Below are 17681 nucleotides of genomic sequence, written 5' to 3'. Positions count from 1 at the left end.
ATTATTAACTTTGCTCAAGGCATCGATAAACCGCCATCATATCCCGTTTATTTAACTCACGAATCCGATTAAAGATTGGAATATTTGAAACTGCTTCCGGCAGTTCGCTTTCAGCAACAACATCGCTTACTTTGCCAGTCAGCCATGTTTGCACGTCCGTGCCATCTACGATTTCCTTGCGGCCTTCATCATTGATGCCACTTTCATGACAACTTACACATGGAATCGTTAATTTAAACACACCATCATGCAGATTATCTTCTGTTATCACTTTCTTTCCTTTACAAAATGGACATGGATGGCTTTTTTTCATTTTATTGATTTGGGTAACTAATTTTTTGTAGCCAAATGCTTCATAAACATATGTTAGTTTTTTGTATTTTCCATTTGTGAAATACTTATCTATGATCGTTTCTCTTGTTTCATTGATAGCGGGAAAATCACAGATGGTCACTTGATTATTGCTGCTGATGGATTCGATGTTGTTTTTGATGATCTCCCAGAATGGCAGGACATTTTGCAAAACAATTTCATAACCGACAAAGCTTGCCAGTTCAAGTTCAAGCATTTTCAGCGCAACTTGTGTTTCTCTTGGCAACAGGGAGACATCTTCGGTCAAAGACATATCGCCGCCAACAATCGATTTCAATTTCACCAGTTCCGGCAGTTCCCCTGCCGTTTCCATAACTTGATCAAGCGGCAGATGAATAATCTCCCGAATATCCACATCGCCAAATTTGAGCTTTTTATGATGGTTTAGTACGGTTCCTCGGCAAATCGGACAAGTAATCATCTCTTTTGATTCTTTCATATGCTCTTTAATAATCGATTTCGAAATAAACATATAACGCCCGATGATTAAATTAAAGCCTTCCCATGTTCTCCGTGCCTTACCTGCTTTATCATAAAATGACTTTTCCCAATAACCATATAAAAATGTATGCTTTTCTGCTTCTGTCATTTCATTGTAGCTTTTACTAATATCTTGACCAAGCTCAATTTTTATCTCATCAAACAGGAATTGTAATTTTGGATATTGATAATATTTTAATACCTCCATCACATCTGGATGCAATAGGCCATCCCAAAATGGTACGGTTTTGTCCTGAATGACAACATCTATATCAAATTTTTCAATCACCCGGCGGCCAGAACAGCAGGGACAATGATTTTCGTGAAAATAAAAATCGAAACTGCCAGTATCTTTATTAGACGGATGTGAAGCCACAATATGGTTGATCAGGCCGCCAATTTCATAGAGAAAACTATATTGGCTATACAAATGCCGTTCAAGATCTATGGCAATGACAGGTGCAATGGTATCAGATTCATATTCCCCGTAAATCAGACGGGCCATTGATGACAAGCTTTTTAAGATGCCGCCCTTAAAGACGTTTTCTGCACTTTTATAATAGGCGATATGATTTTCTTCTAAGTAGCGAATACCCTTTTGCTGCTTGAGTGCTGAAAAAATATGCAATGGTGAAACTCGATCTGCACTCTTTTCTTGACGATAATAATCATCATGACTGACTACATCAAGATGTTCGACAGGTTCAAGCTGTCTTTTACCAAAATCAACAATAAAATCAGAGCTTTCTAACATATAGGCATTATGTTCAATCATCACGATTGAAACAGTTTCATCCTGAAGAATGACCATTACACTATCAATGAATTGGTTTAAAATATTTTGTGATAAACCTTTTGAAGGCTCGTCAAAAATAAACAGCGTATGGGGGTTTCTTGAGTTTGAAAACAGCTCAGAAACTAAATGAACACATTGAAATTCACCTGTAGACAAGGTTTGTGTTTTTCTTTCCGGCGTCAAATAACCAAGTCCCAGTTTGATCAGTAAACTCAAGCGTTTATAAGCGACGTCTTCATTTGGAAGCTCCTGGATAATATCTTCAATTGAGCGCTGAAAAAGGTCATCAATATCGTCACTGTATTTGGTGAGTTTCTTTTTGATATCAAGAAAGGTCGCAACGGTTGACCGGCTTGTAATCGACTGGTTTCGATCCTGTCCTACCATAACCAGTTTATCTTTTGGGTACCGCTTCAGAAAATCCTTTGAGATACACTCATTTACAAGGGTCGATTTACCGCATCCCGACTCACCAGTAAAGGTTATAAGTCTATTTTTCGGAATCTGAATGTCAGCCATTTGAATATTACGGCAGTATAGATCATGAAATTGATAGTAATCTGTTGGCATTTCCTGATTTCGTTCCATAAAAACAGGTTTTGGACGAGGTGATTCTTCAACAATTTTTCCGCCGTATTTACCGCTGCCAGGTCCAAAGAACAATTGCTCATCCGCCGTATCCAGCACTGTATCAGAATGATCAATAAGCCAAATTTGATTTTTATGTCCTAATTGTTGAATCTGTTCTAAAATTTTCAGAAGGGTTTGATGATCAAGGCCTACTGAGATTTCATCAATAATAATCACGGTATTAACACTTACTGCCATGAATTCTGCCAGGTAAAGCCGTGTTAATTCCCCTCCTGACAATGTTCCCATGATCCGATTTAATGTTAAGTAGCCAATATTCATATTGATTATATTTTTAAGAATATGCTGTTTTGCCTCATTAATATGTAATTCCTCTGAAAGAGAATAAATCGATTCAACACTTAAATTGTTGAGATCGGAAATACTATGCGGCTGATTCCACAAATCGATCTTATATTGCTCAACTTCCGGATTATAACGCCTGCCCCCGCATTTTTTACATTCGACATTTTTGGTAGTACCCCGTCCTTTACATTCAGGACACCAGCCTAATGCATTATTAAAGGAAAAGACTTCTGGTGAAAGATTAAATTTTTCAGCAAGAGCAGCACGAATCTCTTTAAACACACCTGTATGGGTGCCAATCGTTGAACGAGGATTAGAAGAAATCGATGATTTCCCAAGGAAAAGAACTAAAGGTATTTCTTCCATCTTGATGGCACTGAAATTCGTTTCCATTATAGTAGAAAATAAATACTGATATTCTGCCTTTGGCAATAAGGAAACGAGACGTTTCTTGGATTCTTCACCAATAGCTTTGCAAAATGTGGTTTTTCCAGATCCGGATAAACCAGCAACTCCCAACGATTTATCTGCCGGCAGTATTACATCTAATTTGTTGATATTGTTCGAAATTAATTGATTTATTTTCATTGTGATATCCTTTCAATTCTCTAAATTTAGTCTTTCCATGTTTTCTTAATACCAATTATTTCAAAAGCATACTATGAACTCAATCTTTTATTCCATTAAAAAAGACACTTACCTTATTATAGATAAGCGCCCGATTGTAAATCAAAGCAGTTGACACGCATTTACAATGTAAAAGGTCAGCCTTAAATAAATACCTTCTCTCTTTTTCTTTGTGAAAACCAAGCTAAACGCTCCGACAATTTAACAACTTCTCCTATAATAATCATGGCTGGATTTGTGATTTCTTCATTTCTAACAGAGTTCACTATTGTTTCTAGAGTACCTGTGACTATCCGCTGATTCATTGTCGTTCCTTGTTCAATGACAGCGATTGGCGTTTCGGGATTTTTGCCGCAGGATTGAAGCTTCCTGCATATATAAGGAAGATTTTTCATTCCCATGTAAATGGAAATAGTATCAACACCTTTAGCTAAATAATCCCATCGGATGTTATCCGGTTTACCTGTTTTACAGTGTCCTGTGACAAATGCTATGGAACCTCCAAACTCCCTGTGGGTAACAGGTATACCAGCGTAAGCAGGAGCCGCTATCCCTGCTGTTATTCCAGGAACGATTTCAAAAGTAATGCCGAGTCGGGCAAGAACTTCCGCCTCTTCTCCGCCCCGCCCGAAGATGAATGGATCTCCGCCTTTTAAACGCACAACAGTTTTACCTTGATGAGATTTTTCGATGAGCAATTTCTGAATAACCTCCTGTGAGACACAATGATTACCAGGGGTTTTACCGCAGTATATGAACTCAGCTTCTTCCTTTCCATGTTCCAGCAGGACTGGATTGACTAAACGGTCGTATAGAATGACATCCGCTGCCGCAAGACATTTCACAGCTTTGAGAGTAATTAATTCCGGATCACCTGGTCCAGCTCCAACGATATAGACTTTTCCCTTTTTCATCCTTTACCTCCCAATCTGCTCATTCATACTTTTGCAATAACGTGTTCCCATTCTATAAAAGAAGGTAAATTTCATTGTCATCTATGATTGTTTGATACGTTTTGACACAGCCTGCATCCGGCTCCTGGACGTTGCCATCTTCTAAACAGATCTTCCAGTCATGCATCGGACAATAAACATATTCGCCGCTGACAATTCCTTCTGTAAGCACTCCTCCTTTATGAGGACATCGGTTTTCGACTGCACGGACTCGCCCGTCTGATAATCTGAATACCGCAATTTCATTGCCTTCAATACGAACCGTTTTTCCTAAACGTTCTGGAAGTTCATCAGCTGCACAAACGAGCACTTTAGTTAAACTGTTGTTTACCATGAATGAGTTCCCCCCTAATCTTTTCAGACCGCTGTTTTAAGACATGACGACATTCGCAAACAATTCTTTCTTCGTTTTATCATTATTTACAATTTCTCTCCAAGGGTCTTTATAGACAGATAGAGCTTCATTCATTCGGTCATTAAGCTGTTTGCATTTTTCTTTATCTTCCAATACAGATTTAATATGAGTCAGTCCAACGCGCTCTATCCATGCAGAAGTACGCTCTAAATAATTTGCCGTTTCGCGGTAATATTGCAAGTAAGCCCCTGTGATTTCCATCACTTCTTCATCTGTTTTCACTTTGATCAATAAGTCTCCTCCGCGTACGTGTGTGCCGCCATTTCCGCCGACATAAAGTTCCCATCCTCCTTCAATGCCAATGAACCCGATATCTTTGAATCCAGATTCTGCACAGCTCCTCGGGCAGGCAGAGACAGCCATTTTTACTTTATGAGGAGTTTGCAGACCTTCGAATTTTTTTTCAAGGGCAATTCCAAGCGACATGGAATCCTGTGTGCCAAAGCGGCAGAACTGCTCTCCAACACACGTTTTCACTGTACGAAGAGATTTGCCGTAAGCATAACCGGAAGGCATATCAAGTTCTTTCCATACATCCGGCAAATCCTCTTTTTTCACGCCAAACAAATCCAGGCGCTGTCCGCCGGTTACTTTCACCAGCGGAATTTCATACTTATCCACCACATCAGCAATCCGCCTTAAATCTTTGGCATTTGTTACTCCGCCGTACATCCGGGGTACAACCGAGTATGTTCCGTCTCTCTGAATGTTCGCATGCATGCGCTCGTTTACAAAACGTGATTCTCTCTCATCTTCATATTCTGTAGGCTTTACCATTCCTAAATAATAATTAAGAGCCGGACGGCATTTTGAACAGCCTTCCTCAGAACTCCAGCCAAGAACGTTCATGACTTCTTTTGTATGCGACAATCCTTTAGCTTTAATTTCATCGACAATTTCATCTCTTGACAGTTCTGTACATCCGCATATCGCTTCTTTTTGAGAGCCTGCATCAAAATCTTCTCCAAGCGTGTATTGCAGCAGCTCTGCAACAAGCGGCTTGCAGCCTCCGCAAGAACGGGAAGCGCTGGTACAAGCTTTTATTTCATCAACTGATGAGCATCCCTGCTTTTGGATTGCCTGAACAATGGCTCCTTTTGATACACCATTGCAGCCGCAAATCATCTCTTCGGCACTCATGCTCTCTACGAGGCTTGATCCAGCCATTTCGCCTGCAGGCTGAAGAATGGTTACCTTTGATATCTCCGAAACATCTGCTTGCTTTTGAATCATTGAGAGCAGGCGGCTGCCGTCATTTGTATCTCCAAATAAAACGGCGCCGACAATTTGATTCCCCCGCAATACGATTTTTTTATAAATTCCATCGTGATCATCAAAAACCTTGATTGCTTTTTTGTCTTCTCCTTCCATAAAATCGCCTGCAGAAAATACGTTTACACCTGAAACCTTCAATTGAGTGGATACAACGGACCCTTTATAAGGATTTGGTTTATTTCCGCAAATTTGTTCAGCTAATACTTTCGCTTGCTCATACAGCGGTGCAACTAACCCGTAAGCAATTCCGTTATGTTCTGCGCATTCTCCAACAGCATATATGTGAGGAAGATTGGTCTGCAGAAAATCATCGACAACAATTCCGCGGTTTACTGAAAGTCCGCTTTCTTTTGCAAGCTCCGCGTTCGGTCTGATGCCCACTGCCATAACGACTAAGTCAGCTTCAATTTCCGTACCGTCTTTAAACTTCAATCCTTCTGCGCGATCATCTCCCATGATCGCTTCCGTTTGTTTTTCTAAAAGGAATTTCATCCCCTGATTTTCCAGTTCTTTTTGCAGAAGATTTCCGGCTATAGGGTCCAATTGACGCTCCATCAGATTTGGCGAGAGATGTACCACAGAGACATCCATACCTAAGTTTAAAAGTCCCCTTGCTGCCTCAAGCCCAAGCAATCCCCCTCCGATTACAGCAGCTTTTTTGTATTTTTTTGAGGCTTCAAGCATTTCGTCTGTATCCCTAATATCACGAAAAGCCGTAACACCCTTTTTGTCTGCACCGGGAATTGGAAGAATAAAAGGAAGAGATCCAGTAGCTAAAATCAATTCATCATAAACCTCTACTCTTCCTGAATCAGAATAAACAGCCTTCAACTCCGCATCAATCTTTGTGACCGTTTCTCCTGTATGTAATTGAATGTTATTTTCTTTATACCAATCCCAGTCATTTAATGTAATATCCTTAACTTCTGTATCTCCCTGCAAGACCTTTGACAGCAAAATCCTATTATAATTCGGATGCGGTTCACTTCCGAAAATTTTAATTTCGAATTCTTCTTTTGATACGTTCAATACCTCCTCAATGGTTCTGACGCCCGCCATTCCATTACCGATAAGAATTAGCTTTTTCTTCACTTGGCGTTCCTCCTCTTAGAAAGTTTCTTAAACTATATCACAGCAAAAACTAAACTTAACTTCTTGTGTAAGGTTTTCTGACATTGTTTTTTTAAATTATTTAAAATATTAATTTTTTTGTTCCAATTAAAAAACCGGCTGTACCGCAGCCGGTTTTAGAGTATTTTGAGAATTAGTGTGCTGGTTCCGCAAAAGGTGCAATTTTAACTGCACTCACCTTAAACCCAGGCATTTTGCATACCGGATCTAAATCTTTTGAAACTAGCAGATTGATATTTTGAGTGTCTGCCCAATGAAATGGGACAAAAACAGTATCGGGTCGAATCTTTTCAGACCACCTGCTTCTGACGATAATACTGCCCCGTATGGACTCAATTTTCACTAGAGTATGATTGGGGATGTGATATTTCTTGGCCGTCTTAGGATGAATTTCCATAAATGATTCGAAGTTTCTGGCTGCAAGTGTTGAGCTTTTTCTTGTTTGCACACCGGTCAAGTAGTGTGACATGACCCTCCCTGTTGTTAAATATAATGGAAACTCTTTAGTTGGTTCTTCTTTCGGAACTTTTGGGCTGTTTGGAACTAAAGCCATAGCCGCTTTGCCATCCGCATGCGCAAATGACTGTTCAAATAATCTTGTTGTCCCTTCATGATCAAGAGCTGGACATGGCCACAATATTCCGCCTTCTTTTCTTAGACGATCATATGTAATGCCATAATAATCAGCTGTTCCTCCGCGGCTTGCTTCTCTTAATTCATTAAAAATCTCTTCAGGAGATTGAAAGGAAAAATACGTTTCTTTTCCCAGAACACATGCAATATCACAAATGATTTGCCAATCATGCTTCGCTTCTCCAGGGGATGGAAAACTTGCTTCACGCAAAGTGACACGGCCTTCTAAATTTGTCATTGTTCCTTCATCTTCCAGATAGGAGGAAGCAGGTAAAATAAGGTCTGCTAATCTTGCAGTTTCTGAAACAAACAGATCCACAGCGACAAGGTACTTTAATTTTTTTAATGCTTTTTTGACAAAATCAGCATTTGGATTAGAGACAATAGGATTTGAACACATCAAAAACATGCCTGTAATTTCACCCTCATGTATTTTCTCGATCATTTCATATGCAGAAACACCTTTTCCCGGTAAATCTCCTTCATCGATTCCCCAAACACTTGCAATATATGATCTATGTTCTTCGTTTTCAATAGAGCGGTATCCCGGCAGCTGATCTGCTTTTTGACCATGCTCCCTTCCCCCCTGACCATTTCCCTGTCCGGTAATGGCTCCATAACCTGAGTTAGGCTTTCCAATCTTCCCTGTTGCGAGGAGAATATTGAGGAAATTCCGGACAGCTGCAGATCCATCTGTTTGCTGTTCAACCCCTCTCGCTGTAAAAATCATTCCTGATTCTGCCTGCCCGAACGTTTTTGCTGCAAGACGGATCTGATCTGCCGAAACACCTGTCATTTGAGCAATTTCCTCCAAATCCAAAGAAGAAACATGCTCTTTTACTTCCTCAAATCCATTCACGCGATTCCTGATAAACGCATGGTCAATAAGGTTCTCCTCAATCAGCACGTTCAGGAATCCATTAGCCAATGCTGCGTCCTTCCCTGGTTTAACTTTCATATGTAAGTCAGCGAGTTCCGTTGTAGCCGTTTCCCTTGGATCTATCGCGATGATAAAAGCTCCATTTTCCTTCGCCTTCTCAAAATAAGGAATAATTGTCGGCTGGCATTCCGCAAGATTCGTCCCGGCCAAAATGATACACTTGGTGAATGGTATTTCGGTTAAGCTGTTTGTCAGCCCACGATCCATCCCAAATGTTTGACTTGCAGCTGATGCAGCCGAAGACATACACAAACGGCCGTTATAATCGATGTATTTCGTTTTCAAAGCCACTCTTGCAAATTTGCCGAGTAAATACGCTTCTTCATTTGTAATCGAAGCACTTCCATAAACAGACAAAGCATTCAGCCCATCTGCTGCTTGAATTTCAGCAAAATTTTCTTTTATGTGGTTCAATGCTTCCTCCCAGGAAACTTGAATAAATTCATCATTTACTTTTAATAACGGATATTTAAGACGATCATTATGCAAAGCGTGCTGGTGTGCATTCATGCCTTTTATGCATAAACGCCCCTCTGAAACCGGATTGTCTTTGCCAATTGTCATGTATTTTTTTCTTGTGACAATCGATTGTTCAAGCAATTGCATCTTACACTGCATACTGCAAAATGGACATTGTGTATCATATGATTTTTCCGATTGGACTTCCAGCTGCTTCTCGCGGAAATATTTCAATAATAACTCTGTCAAGCTCTCACATCCTCCTGAAAATTCACTTGATCATTCAACAAAAATGCTAAGTAATAAACTGCTGGTTCTCCATTGCATTTTTTCGCATTGAGGCATCCCTTTCAAAATAGTGAAGAAGCTGCAAGATAAGATCCTGATTAAACAGCACTTCCCTGATATGAAGCAAACCCATGCGCTGGGTCCATTGCCATGTCCTTTCTGAATAATTGGCTGTCTCACGGTAATATTGAATCAGTCCGCATGTGATATGAATCGCTTCTTCATCTGTACTGGCGACACATAATAAATCCCCCGCCCGCACATTGCGTCCGCTGCTCCCTCCGATATACATTTCCCAGCCTCTGTCAATTCCCATAATGCCTATATCTTTCGTTGTGGACCCTGCCCCATTGTGCATACAGGCAGAAACACCTATTTTCAGCCGATACGGCGCTGAAATGAGGGCAAGTTTCTTTTCTAAAGCCACAGAAAGCTTTAGCGACTGCTGTTTATCGCACCTGCAGATATGCTCTCCCGTACACGTTTTAATGTTTTGAACATAGCTGCCGGCCTTAGAGGATAACGGCATATTTAAATCAGCCCACATCCCTTTGAGGTCTTCTTTTTTAACGCCCATTAAATGAATTCGCTGTTCACTTGTTACAGCAACCTGCGAGATGCTGTATTTATCTGCTGCATCCGCAATTTTCCTGAGTTCTTCAGGATTTGTGATTCCACCGTACAATTGGGGAATCACCGTGTAGAGCCCATCTCCCTGCCGAACAGCATTCATTTTTTCATTGATAAAAATCATTTTTTGACTCTTTTCATACTCCGGGTAAATCATTCCCAGATAATACGTTAGAGCAGGCTGACAGGTTAAGCAGCCTTCCCTATTTTTCCATCCAAGTGCATTCATGATTTCCTGATTAGATGATAAATTTTGGAGCTGCATTTGATGCACGACTTCTTCTTCTGTTAAATCCGTACATGAACACATGCTCTTTTTTTCAATCACTTCATCAAATTCATCACTATTTATATAGAGGAAAAGCTCGTTTACTGCCGGCTTGCAGCCTCCACAAGAACTTGATGCCTTTGTACATGTTTTCACTTGTTCAAAACTTGTTAATGCTTTCGTTTGAACAGCTTCGACGATATTTCCTTTTGTTACTCCGTTACAATTGCAAATCACATCGCCCATTGCCATTTCAGCAATCAAACGTCCGCCGGGAGTTGAAGCGGATTGGAACAATGCATTCCTCTCCTCTGAGGAAATTTCTTTTTGTTTCAAGATCAAATCAAATAACGCTGCACCTGCTTTTGTATCACCAAAAAGAACAGCACCAATAAGTTTTCCATCTTGAAAAACCGCCTTTTTGTAACAGCCGTCAAGCTCATCAAATGCTGTTATTGATTTTGTTGAATCCAGGTCAGCGAACTGTCCTGCTGAAAATACATCCACTCCTGAAATTTTCAGCTGAGTAGAAAGGACGGATCCCTGATAACCTTGAGTTTTGATTCCGCAAATATGTTTAGCTGCTACAGCTCCCTGCTCATAAAGAGGTTTTACCAGTCCGTAAACGACTCCCTGGTGCTCTGCACATTCTCCGACAGCGTAAATATTGGCAGCACTTGTTTCCAAATAGTCGTTTACAGTGATAGCCCGATTTGTATGAATCCCGCTGTCTTTTGCAAGCTTTATATTGGGTCTGATGCCTGCTGCCATAATCACTAAATCTGCCGCTGTTTCTGTTCCATCTTGAAAACGGACGCCCTCTGCACGGCCGTTTCCGATAATCTCTTCTGTCTTCTTATTTAACAGAAAATGCATGCCTTGCCTTTCGAGTTCTTTTTGAAGAAGGATGGATGCTGTCTGATCAAGCTGCCTCTCCATTAAATATGCTGAAATATGGACGACACTAACCTCCATTCCCAGATTTAATAGTCCTCTTGCCGCTTCTAAACCCAATAATCCTCCTCCAATAACGACCGCTTTTTTATATTGCAGCGAACTTTCAATCATTTTCCGGCAATCATCAATTGTACGGAATGTGATTACTCCCTCTTTATCAACTCCTGGAACAGGAAGATAAAAAGGAACAGACCCTGTGGCCAGAATTAGCTTGTCATAAGATACCTTCCTCTCTTTATCTGTTTGTATCATTTGATTCAACGTATCGATACTCACAACCGTTTCACCTGTAAACAGCTGGATATTATGTTTTGTATACCAATTAAGGTCATTTATTGTAAGATCATCAAAAGTCATACTGCCCTGCAGAACGGTAGATAATAAAATCCGATTATAGGTAACATGCCGCTCACTGCCAAAAATGGTAATTTCAAACGCTTCAGGATCATTCTTAATCATTTCTTCCACACATCGTGCGCCTGCCATACCGTTTCCTACTACTACTACTTTTTGTTTAGTCATTTTGAAACCTCCAACATCCTTAAATGTGGTAGTTGAGATTTTCATTATTTCATATTTCTTTTAAAAAAGTAGTAAGTATGTTACATTTCCTTACATGATTTGTGATGTGGATAAGTGAGGGGAAACATAAGAATGGTACTGTCCAGGAAGTTTGTTTTCGCATAATTATTGTTTTAGGTTATAAATGTTGTCCGTTCCTTTCCGCCGCAATCCACTTCGAGTTTGTAACATGGAGTCTGATAACAACAAAGTTTATGAAAAAAGCCTACATAAAAAAGCAGACAGGAAATAACATTTGTTTTTCCTGCCTGCTTCATTTTATAGGACAATTCCTTTTATTTAGATTCTACAATTTCACCCTTGTAAAAACGCTTTTTATGAAGCTCAACTTTTAAGCCTCTGCAAATTTGCTTCAGTTCACGCTCTTCCCGTTCTGTTACAAGTGAAACGACCGTTCCGTCTGCTCCATTCCGGCCTGTTCTGCCCGAGCGGTGAACATACTGCTCAACCGTTTCCGGAAGGTCATAATGGATGACATGCGTTACACCTTCAATATCAAGTCCCCTTGCAGCTACATCTGTTGCAAGAAGAATCGGAAACTCCCCTGTACGGAAACTTTTAATGGCAGTTTCGCGCTCGCGCTTTGTAGAATCCCCGTGAAGAATGCCAAGCGGCAATCCTTTGTACATCAGTTTTTCCGCTAATACAGCAGCATTGCCGATATCTTTTACAAAGGCAATCGCTTTAGCCCCTTCTACTCTTGAAAGCTTTTGAAGAAGATCAATTTTATCTCTCGCTTCTGCAGTGAAGTAAATGTGATCGACTTGTGATTGGATACTTTCATCTCTGCTTACTTTAATGACTTCCGGGTTTTGCATCAGGCTTTTCGCTTCTGCTTCTGTCTTTTCCGGAAGGGTTGCCGAAAACAGCAAAAGCTGTCTGTCCTTCAGTGTTGTTTTGATGATGTTTTTGATATCTGTTAAATGTTCAGGCTGTAGGAGCTGATCGCCTTCATCAAGGACGATTGTTTTCACTTCATGCATTTTGATTTTCTTTTGTTTAATCAGCTCAGAGACACGGCCCGGTGTACCAACGATAATCTGCGGGCGCTTTTTCAGCTTTTCCTGCTGTCTTTTCACATTCGCTCCGCCGATGAAGCTTGCCCCGAGGATTCCGCTCCCTTCAGACCATTTCTGAATTTCCTGATGGATCTGCATGACTAATTCGCGTGAAGATGCCATTATTAACGCTTGTACTCCCTTACTTTCTGCGTTGATGCGCTCTAAAAGCGGAAGCAGATAAGCAAGCGTTTTGCCTGTTCCGGTCGGTGATTCAGCTATCACATCGCGGCCGTCCAATATGGCAGGCACGGCTTTTTCCTGGATAGCAGTAGGTGTTGTATATGAAGCCTTTTTCCAGGCTTCCTGTAAAAATGGTTTTGCTTCGTTAAGCATTGACCATGTACTGTTCATTTGTTTTTCACCTTTTCGTATCTGAAGTCTGTCTTTCATAATGAAAGACGCATTTTCTTATTATATACCAATTCTGCTGAGGGAAAAACAGCTCATGTTATTTCTAGCAGTAATGAAGCACGGGGACGGTTCTCTTGCTTCCGAAGCATAATGGTTTGCTTAATGGTGTAAAATGGAGGCAGGTCGTTTGTGTATTAGAAAACTGGTAGTTTGCCTAAAATATACTAGGAAGTGATTATAAAATGCATAATAATTTTCCTATTGAACCGGAAAGTAAAATAATTGGAGCAAATCAGACCGCTTTAGATTTTTGGCAATGGGGATTTTCAAATATACTAACTAACAATCTAAGGGGAATCTTTGCTGAATTTTTAGTTGGAACCGCTCTTGGCTGCCTAAATAAAGCTCGGGTTGAATGGGACTCATTTGATTTAATTTATAATGACTTAAAGGTTGAAGTGAAATCTTCTGCATTTATTCAAGCATGGCATAAGGAGAAATATTCAAACATCATTTTTAATATTGAGGCACGAAAAGAATATGACTATGAAACAAATAAATACAGCACTACTGTTAAACGGAATGCAGACATATATGTTTTTTGTTTGCTTAAAGAAAAAAGCATAGAATTAATTAATCCATTAAATGTAACGCAATGGGAATTTTATGTTGCATTAACGAAAGACTTAGATTTGCATTTTCCAAATAGAAAAACAATATCATTAACTTCACTAAAAAAAATAACCCAACCTAGTACATATGAAAATATCAAAAAAACAATAGATGATCTATTGTAGGTTAGGAACCTGTTCAGAGACCTAACATCTGCTTTGAGCATTTCTATATGTTGGTAGGGGACGTACCGGGTCTCCCATCTCAAGTTTATCCGCTGCAATCCACTTAAAGTTTGTACAGCGGGAGCAGAATATCTCCAGAAAAGTACAAGCATTCTGGAAAAATACTTAACATATCATAAAAACACTCTAATAAAATTTATGGACTCAAAGCATAGTTCGTTTAGAAAGATTGATTTTGATACTAGTTTTTCTTGATGGAAAGATTTTTTAAGTGGAAGAACTCAAACAAAACCCGGGAATGTATTCCTAGGTTTTGTTCCTGAAAGATAAGCCCCTCAGCTTTTAATCAAAGGCAACATGGTTCATTTTAAAGCACTAGCTTATTGCTTATTCCAAGTGGTGTTTATAATTCCTGAAAACCTCAAATGGAGAACGTTCTTCTTTTTCATCAGGGACATAACAATCTCTATCATGGTAAGGCATTTGTAACTCTTCCCAATTATAATCATCTTCCACACATTTGATGTACAAATCATAACCCTCACCATCAGATGGCGATAATCCAATCCTTGCCTCTTTATACTTCAGTGCAACATCAATGGCTTCTCTTAATTCCACTAAAGCTGCCTGGTTAGCAATTAGACAGGCGCTGTCATGCCACATCCGCTGTCCATATATATGGCACAAAGGCATGGGCTCACCTTCTTCATAAAAATGCTTGCTGTACGCATGTTTCAGCCTATTCAGAACATCTTCCGGATCGTCTACATCCAAGTAGGCGTCCATTCCCGTTTCCCAATACCGGCTGCCTCCATCCCGAAACCTCGAAATAAAGTCACCATACAACTCATTGTTTTCTACAAATAGGTACCTCTCCAACGCATCATCTGGATCTGCTATTAAGTAGTAGCAGTGAAGTTGTTTTGCAACCTTTTTGTAAATATAATGAAAAAGCGTATTATCTATCTTTTTATTCTCTGCCAATTCATAGTTATGCTTCTTTAACTTCTTCGGTCTAACGATTTCATTAACAAATGGGGTTTCGGGAATATAGATAGCCATAAATAATCTTGCATCTGCCATATTGTCGAACTCCTGACTAAAGAATTTATTTCAATTATAATCCACACTTAACCGGAGGAAATATGAAAGATACTTTATCTGAATTTTTAAAAGAACATTTTAACAATCTTAAACTTGAACCACCCCTCTTCTATTCGTCTCAATACGGTATTCGCTTTGAAATTGCTATCCCCTGGATGGAACATGAGGACAAGCGCAACCTTCGCCAAATCGAAGAACGAAGCACAGGACTATTCAATAAAGTGTTTCAACCTGGAAATGACGTGCTTTTAATAACCGACATTCACTGCGAAAAGAACGACCATTTCCTGCAGAAAAGACCTGCAAAATTGTATCAAAAATACATAAAAAACAAAGAGCTGAGGCTAATACTGCAGCATAAGACAATTTCAAATGCTTTCTCTGAAGAAGAGATGGTCACACACCGATTCATTCTTCCCTGTAAAAAGAGCGACATCCGATACAGAGCGCTCCTGGCTGCCATCAGCTATGAAGATTTCCCGCACCCTACTAACATTTTAAAAGGGTACCCCAGAAATGGAATCGACATTTACTTCATAAATACCACCAGAAAAATGATTTACCATCTCTACGATGACCGGGGCTGTGATGTCATTGCATCGAGAAAAGAAGATTTACTCCCGCTTTATCACGAGCTTAATGAGTGGATACTGGATTATGACCGGGAGGAGATTGATGGGGTGTTTGGGTAGGGGATGTATTGTGGAGCAAGGAAAACTGGTTGAAAAAGCTTAGTGCTGACTTCCAATAACACTAAGCTCAAAGGCATGATTAGTAATGCATTTTTAAGAACTCCGCAATGTCGTGATTAATTTTAATCAGATGTTCTTCAGACGGGAAATGCCCCATTTCATAGCTCTTGAACGGAGTTAAATTAGGTATGATTTCTTTTTGCGGCTTTACTCAATCTGCTTTCAGGAAAAAAGATATCTTTTGTGCCTGCTATAATCAAAGTGGGTGCGCTGTAGTCTGACAGTTCTTCCTTCGTAGTTAATTTCGGCATTTCCTGTTCAAGCCGAATATATTTAAATACATCCCCAATAATCTACTTATCAATTTCCTTCATACTATAATCTGACATAGTATCAGCAATCTTATCAAGATGTCTTTGCGATGAAATTCCATTAAACAAGAGTAACGGAAGTAAGATTTTTTGAATCATTTTAACCTTGGAACCCAAGCTTATTCCTGCAGGCGATACCAATACAGAACAGTCAATTTTATCCGGCATGAAGGCCGCCAATCTCAAAACAATCCCTGCAGCGTAAGAAGGGCCGACAAATGCGCTGCTTGCTATCTGAAAGTGGTCCATCAATTCTTTTATCCACAGGGCAAAGCTATTGTCCTTCGCCGAAATTCTGCCTTCACTGCTGTACCCCGGATGACCGATCGTATCTGGCGCATACACTCTGTATTTTACTGTGAGCGGCAAAAACCAGGATAACGTCATAGGATTAATGCAATTGCCTCCCTGGAAAACAAAAACAGGCTTCCCTTCTGGCGGTCCTGCTGCAAGCACATGCGTTTTACCGTAGCTCTTATCAACATAAATCTGCTCTACATCAAAAGGAAATGACTTTAGATAGTTATCGTAATGCTGAGTGATCAGCCTTTTCCCATCCTTTTTATAGATGGTTCCTTTACCCAAAACTATTCCTCCCTTATCAAGTTAAAACAATATTTTTATGAGTTGAATTGGAAAATTCTTATAATCTAAGTTTATCAGAGCAGGTGTCTCACTATCTATTAAATTTGGTTTAATTTCTACATGGTCATATATCGTATCTGGTTAATTGTTTAAAAACATGGGGACGGTTTTGGCAACCCACATAAAAGCATAGAAGCCACCTGTATCAAGAACAAAGAGGGTTCATTTGCTGTCGTAATAGCAGAATCTTCATGAGATTAAGTCGTCAAGATGCAGGAATATAAGCTGGATGAGCAGAATAGAAGGATGAGAATTTTTTTACCCTGAATCAATGTTTGCAGGATTTTCAACTGTTTTTCATTTTGAAAGATTACCCTAATAAGTGAGGAGACTGGATGTATGCAAACGGTAACCAACATTTTTTCAAATCAGCTCGACATGCATTGGCGCGAGAATGACTGGTTTGCATCCTTGGAGCAGGCGCTTGATGGAGTAACCGCGCCTGAAGCATCATGGACAGGTTCAGGAAAGAGCAATTCGATATGGCAGATTGTCAACCATTTGATTTATTGGAATGATGACGTCATTCATCGAATCAAGGGCACAAAAAACCCGCATAAAATAAAGGATAATGAAGAAACCTTTGCAAAACCTGGGGATCCGGAAGACGAAAAGGGCTGGGTCCAAACATTACAGCGCCTTGATGAAGTCATGAATCAATTCAAAACCGTCATCGCGGAACTGGATGACGAAAAGCTAAAAGCCCCGTATGCAGCGAACAGGCCCTCCATAGAGCGCTTAATCAGCAGTATTATGATGCATGATTCTTATCATATTGGACAAATTGTTTTGCTTAGGAAGTTACAATCTTCTTGGGGCGGGGTTGATTGGTCTTAGAGCGCTCCTGTTTTAATGGAATTTAAAAGAAGCAGGAACCTGTTGGCGAAAAGCACGGTGACGGTTCTCTTGCTTTTGGAG

12 protein-coding genes are annotated in these 17681 nt (G+C 40.0%); 3 read left to right on the top strand and 9 right to left on the bottom strand.

Annotated elements, in window-relative coordinates:
* Window positions 1-4: 4 nt before the first annotated feature.
* The 7 genes from ABEQ24_RS09315 to ABEQ24_RS09285 all read right to left on the bottom strand — a co-directional run bounded on the left by ABEQ24_RS09315 (window position 5) and on the right by ABEQ24_RS09285 (window position 13154).
* Window positions 5-3172: an ATP-binding cassette domain-containing protein gene (locus ABEQ24_RS09315; protein ID WP_430006528.1), complete on the bottom strand. Its 3168-nt coding sequence runs from the start codon at window positions 3170-3172 to the stop codon at window positions 5-7.
* 182 nt (window positions 3173-3354) lie between these two features.
* A complete protein-coding gene (cobA, locus tag ABEQ24_RS09310; RefSeq protein WP_430006527.1) occupies window positions 3355-4125 on the bottom strand; it encodes a uroporphyrinogen-III C-methyltransferase in 771 nt (256 codons plus the stop codon).
* Window positions 4126-4177: 52 nt separating this feature from the next.
* Window positions 4178-4498, bottom strand: a complete 321-nt coding sequence (gene nirD / locus ABEQ24_RS09305) for a nitrite reductase small subunit NirD (RefSeq protein WP_430006526.1) — start codon at window positions 4496-4498, stop codon at window positions 4178-4180.
* A gap of 36 nt (window positions 4499-4534) precedes the next feature.
* Window positions 4535-6946, bottom strand: coding sequence for a nitrite reductase large subunit NirB (nirB, locus tag ABEQ24_RS09300; protein WP_430006525.1), 2412 nt, complete (start codon window positions 6944-6946; stop codon window positions 4535-4537).
* 172 nt (window positions 6947-7118) lie between these two features.
* Window positions 7119-9266: an assimilatory nitrate reductase catalytic subunit NasC gene (gene nasC / locus ABEQ24_RS09295; protein ID WP_430006524.1), complete on the bottom strand. Its 2148-nt coding sequence runs from the start codon at window positions 9264-9266 to the stop codon at window positions 7119-7121.
* 46 nt (window positions 9267-9312) lie between these two features.
* On the bottom strand, window positions 9313-11682 hold the full coding sequence (gene nirB / locus ABEQ24_RS09290) for a nitrite reductase large subunit NirB (RefSeq protein ID WP_430006523.1): 2370 nt from the start codon (window positions 11680-11682) through the stop codon (window positions 9313-9315).
* 335 nt (window positions 11683-12017) lie between these two features.
* Window positions 12018-13154, bottom strand: a complete 1137-nt coding sequence (locus ABEQ24_RS09285; protein WP_430006522.1) for a DEAD/DEAH box helicase — start codon at window positions 13152-13154, stop codon at window positions 12018-12020.
* Between the two features lie 242 nt (window positions 13155-13396).
* Between ABEQ24_RS09285 and ABEQ24_RS09280 the strand changes: the two genes are divergently transcribed.
* A complete protein-coding gene (locus ABEQ24_RS09280) occupies window positions 13397-13951 on the top strand; it encodes a hypothetical protein (protein WP_430006521.1) in 555 nt (184 codons plus the stop codon).
* A 387-nt stretch (window positions 13952-14338) separates the two neighbouring features.
* Here ABEQ24_RS09280 and ABEQ24_RS09275 read toward each other — a convergent pair whose 3' ends face one another.
* Window positions 14339-15034 (bottom strand): hypothetical protein, encoded by a 696-nt coding sequence (locus tag ABEQ24_RS09275; RefSeq protein WP_430006520.1) that lies wholly within the window; start codon window positions 15032-15034, stop codon window positions 14339-14341.
* 62 nt (window positions 15035-15096) lie between these two features.
* On the opposite strand from ABEQ24_RS09275, the gene ABEQ24_RS09270 reads away from it, so the two are divergent.
* Window positions 15097-15747 (top strand): DUF3885 domain-containing protein, encoded by a 651-nt coding sequence (locus tag ABEQ24_RS09270; RefSeq protein WP_430006519.1) that lies wholly within the window; start codon window positions 15097-15099, stop codon window positions 15745-15747.
* Between the two features lie 353 nt (window positions 15748-16100).
* On the opposite strand, the gene ABEQ24_RS09265 is transcribed toward ABEQ24_RS09270, so the two are convergent.
* Window positions 16101-16703: an alpha/beta fold hydrolase gene (locus ABEQ24_RS09265; protein WP_430006518.1), complete on the bottom strand. Its 603-nt coding sequence runs from the start codon at window positions 16701-16703 to the stop codon at window positions 16101-16103.
* A gap of 399 nt (window positions 16704-17102) precedes the next feature.
* Here ABEQ24_RS09265 and ABEQ24_RS09260 point away from each other — a divergent pair, with 399 nt between their 5' ends.
* Window positions 17103-17600: a DinB family protein gene (locus tag ABEQ24_RS09260; RefSeq protein ID WP_430006517.1), complete on the top strand. Its 498-nt coding sequence runs from the start codon at window positions 17103-17105 to the stop codon at window positions 17598-17600.
* Window positions 17601-17681 lie beyond the last annotated feature (81 nt).

Source organism: Metabacillus idriensis (assembly GCF_050483325.1).
In the GTDB taxonomy this organism is placed as follows: Bacteria; Bacillota; Bacilli; order Bacillales; family Bacillaceae; genus Bacillus_P; species Bacillus_P idriensis_A.
The sequence above is the reverse complement of the archived record's forward strand: the minus strand, read 5'-3'. Positions and strand labels throughout refer to the sequence as shown.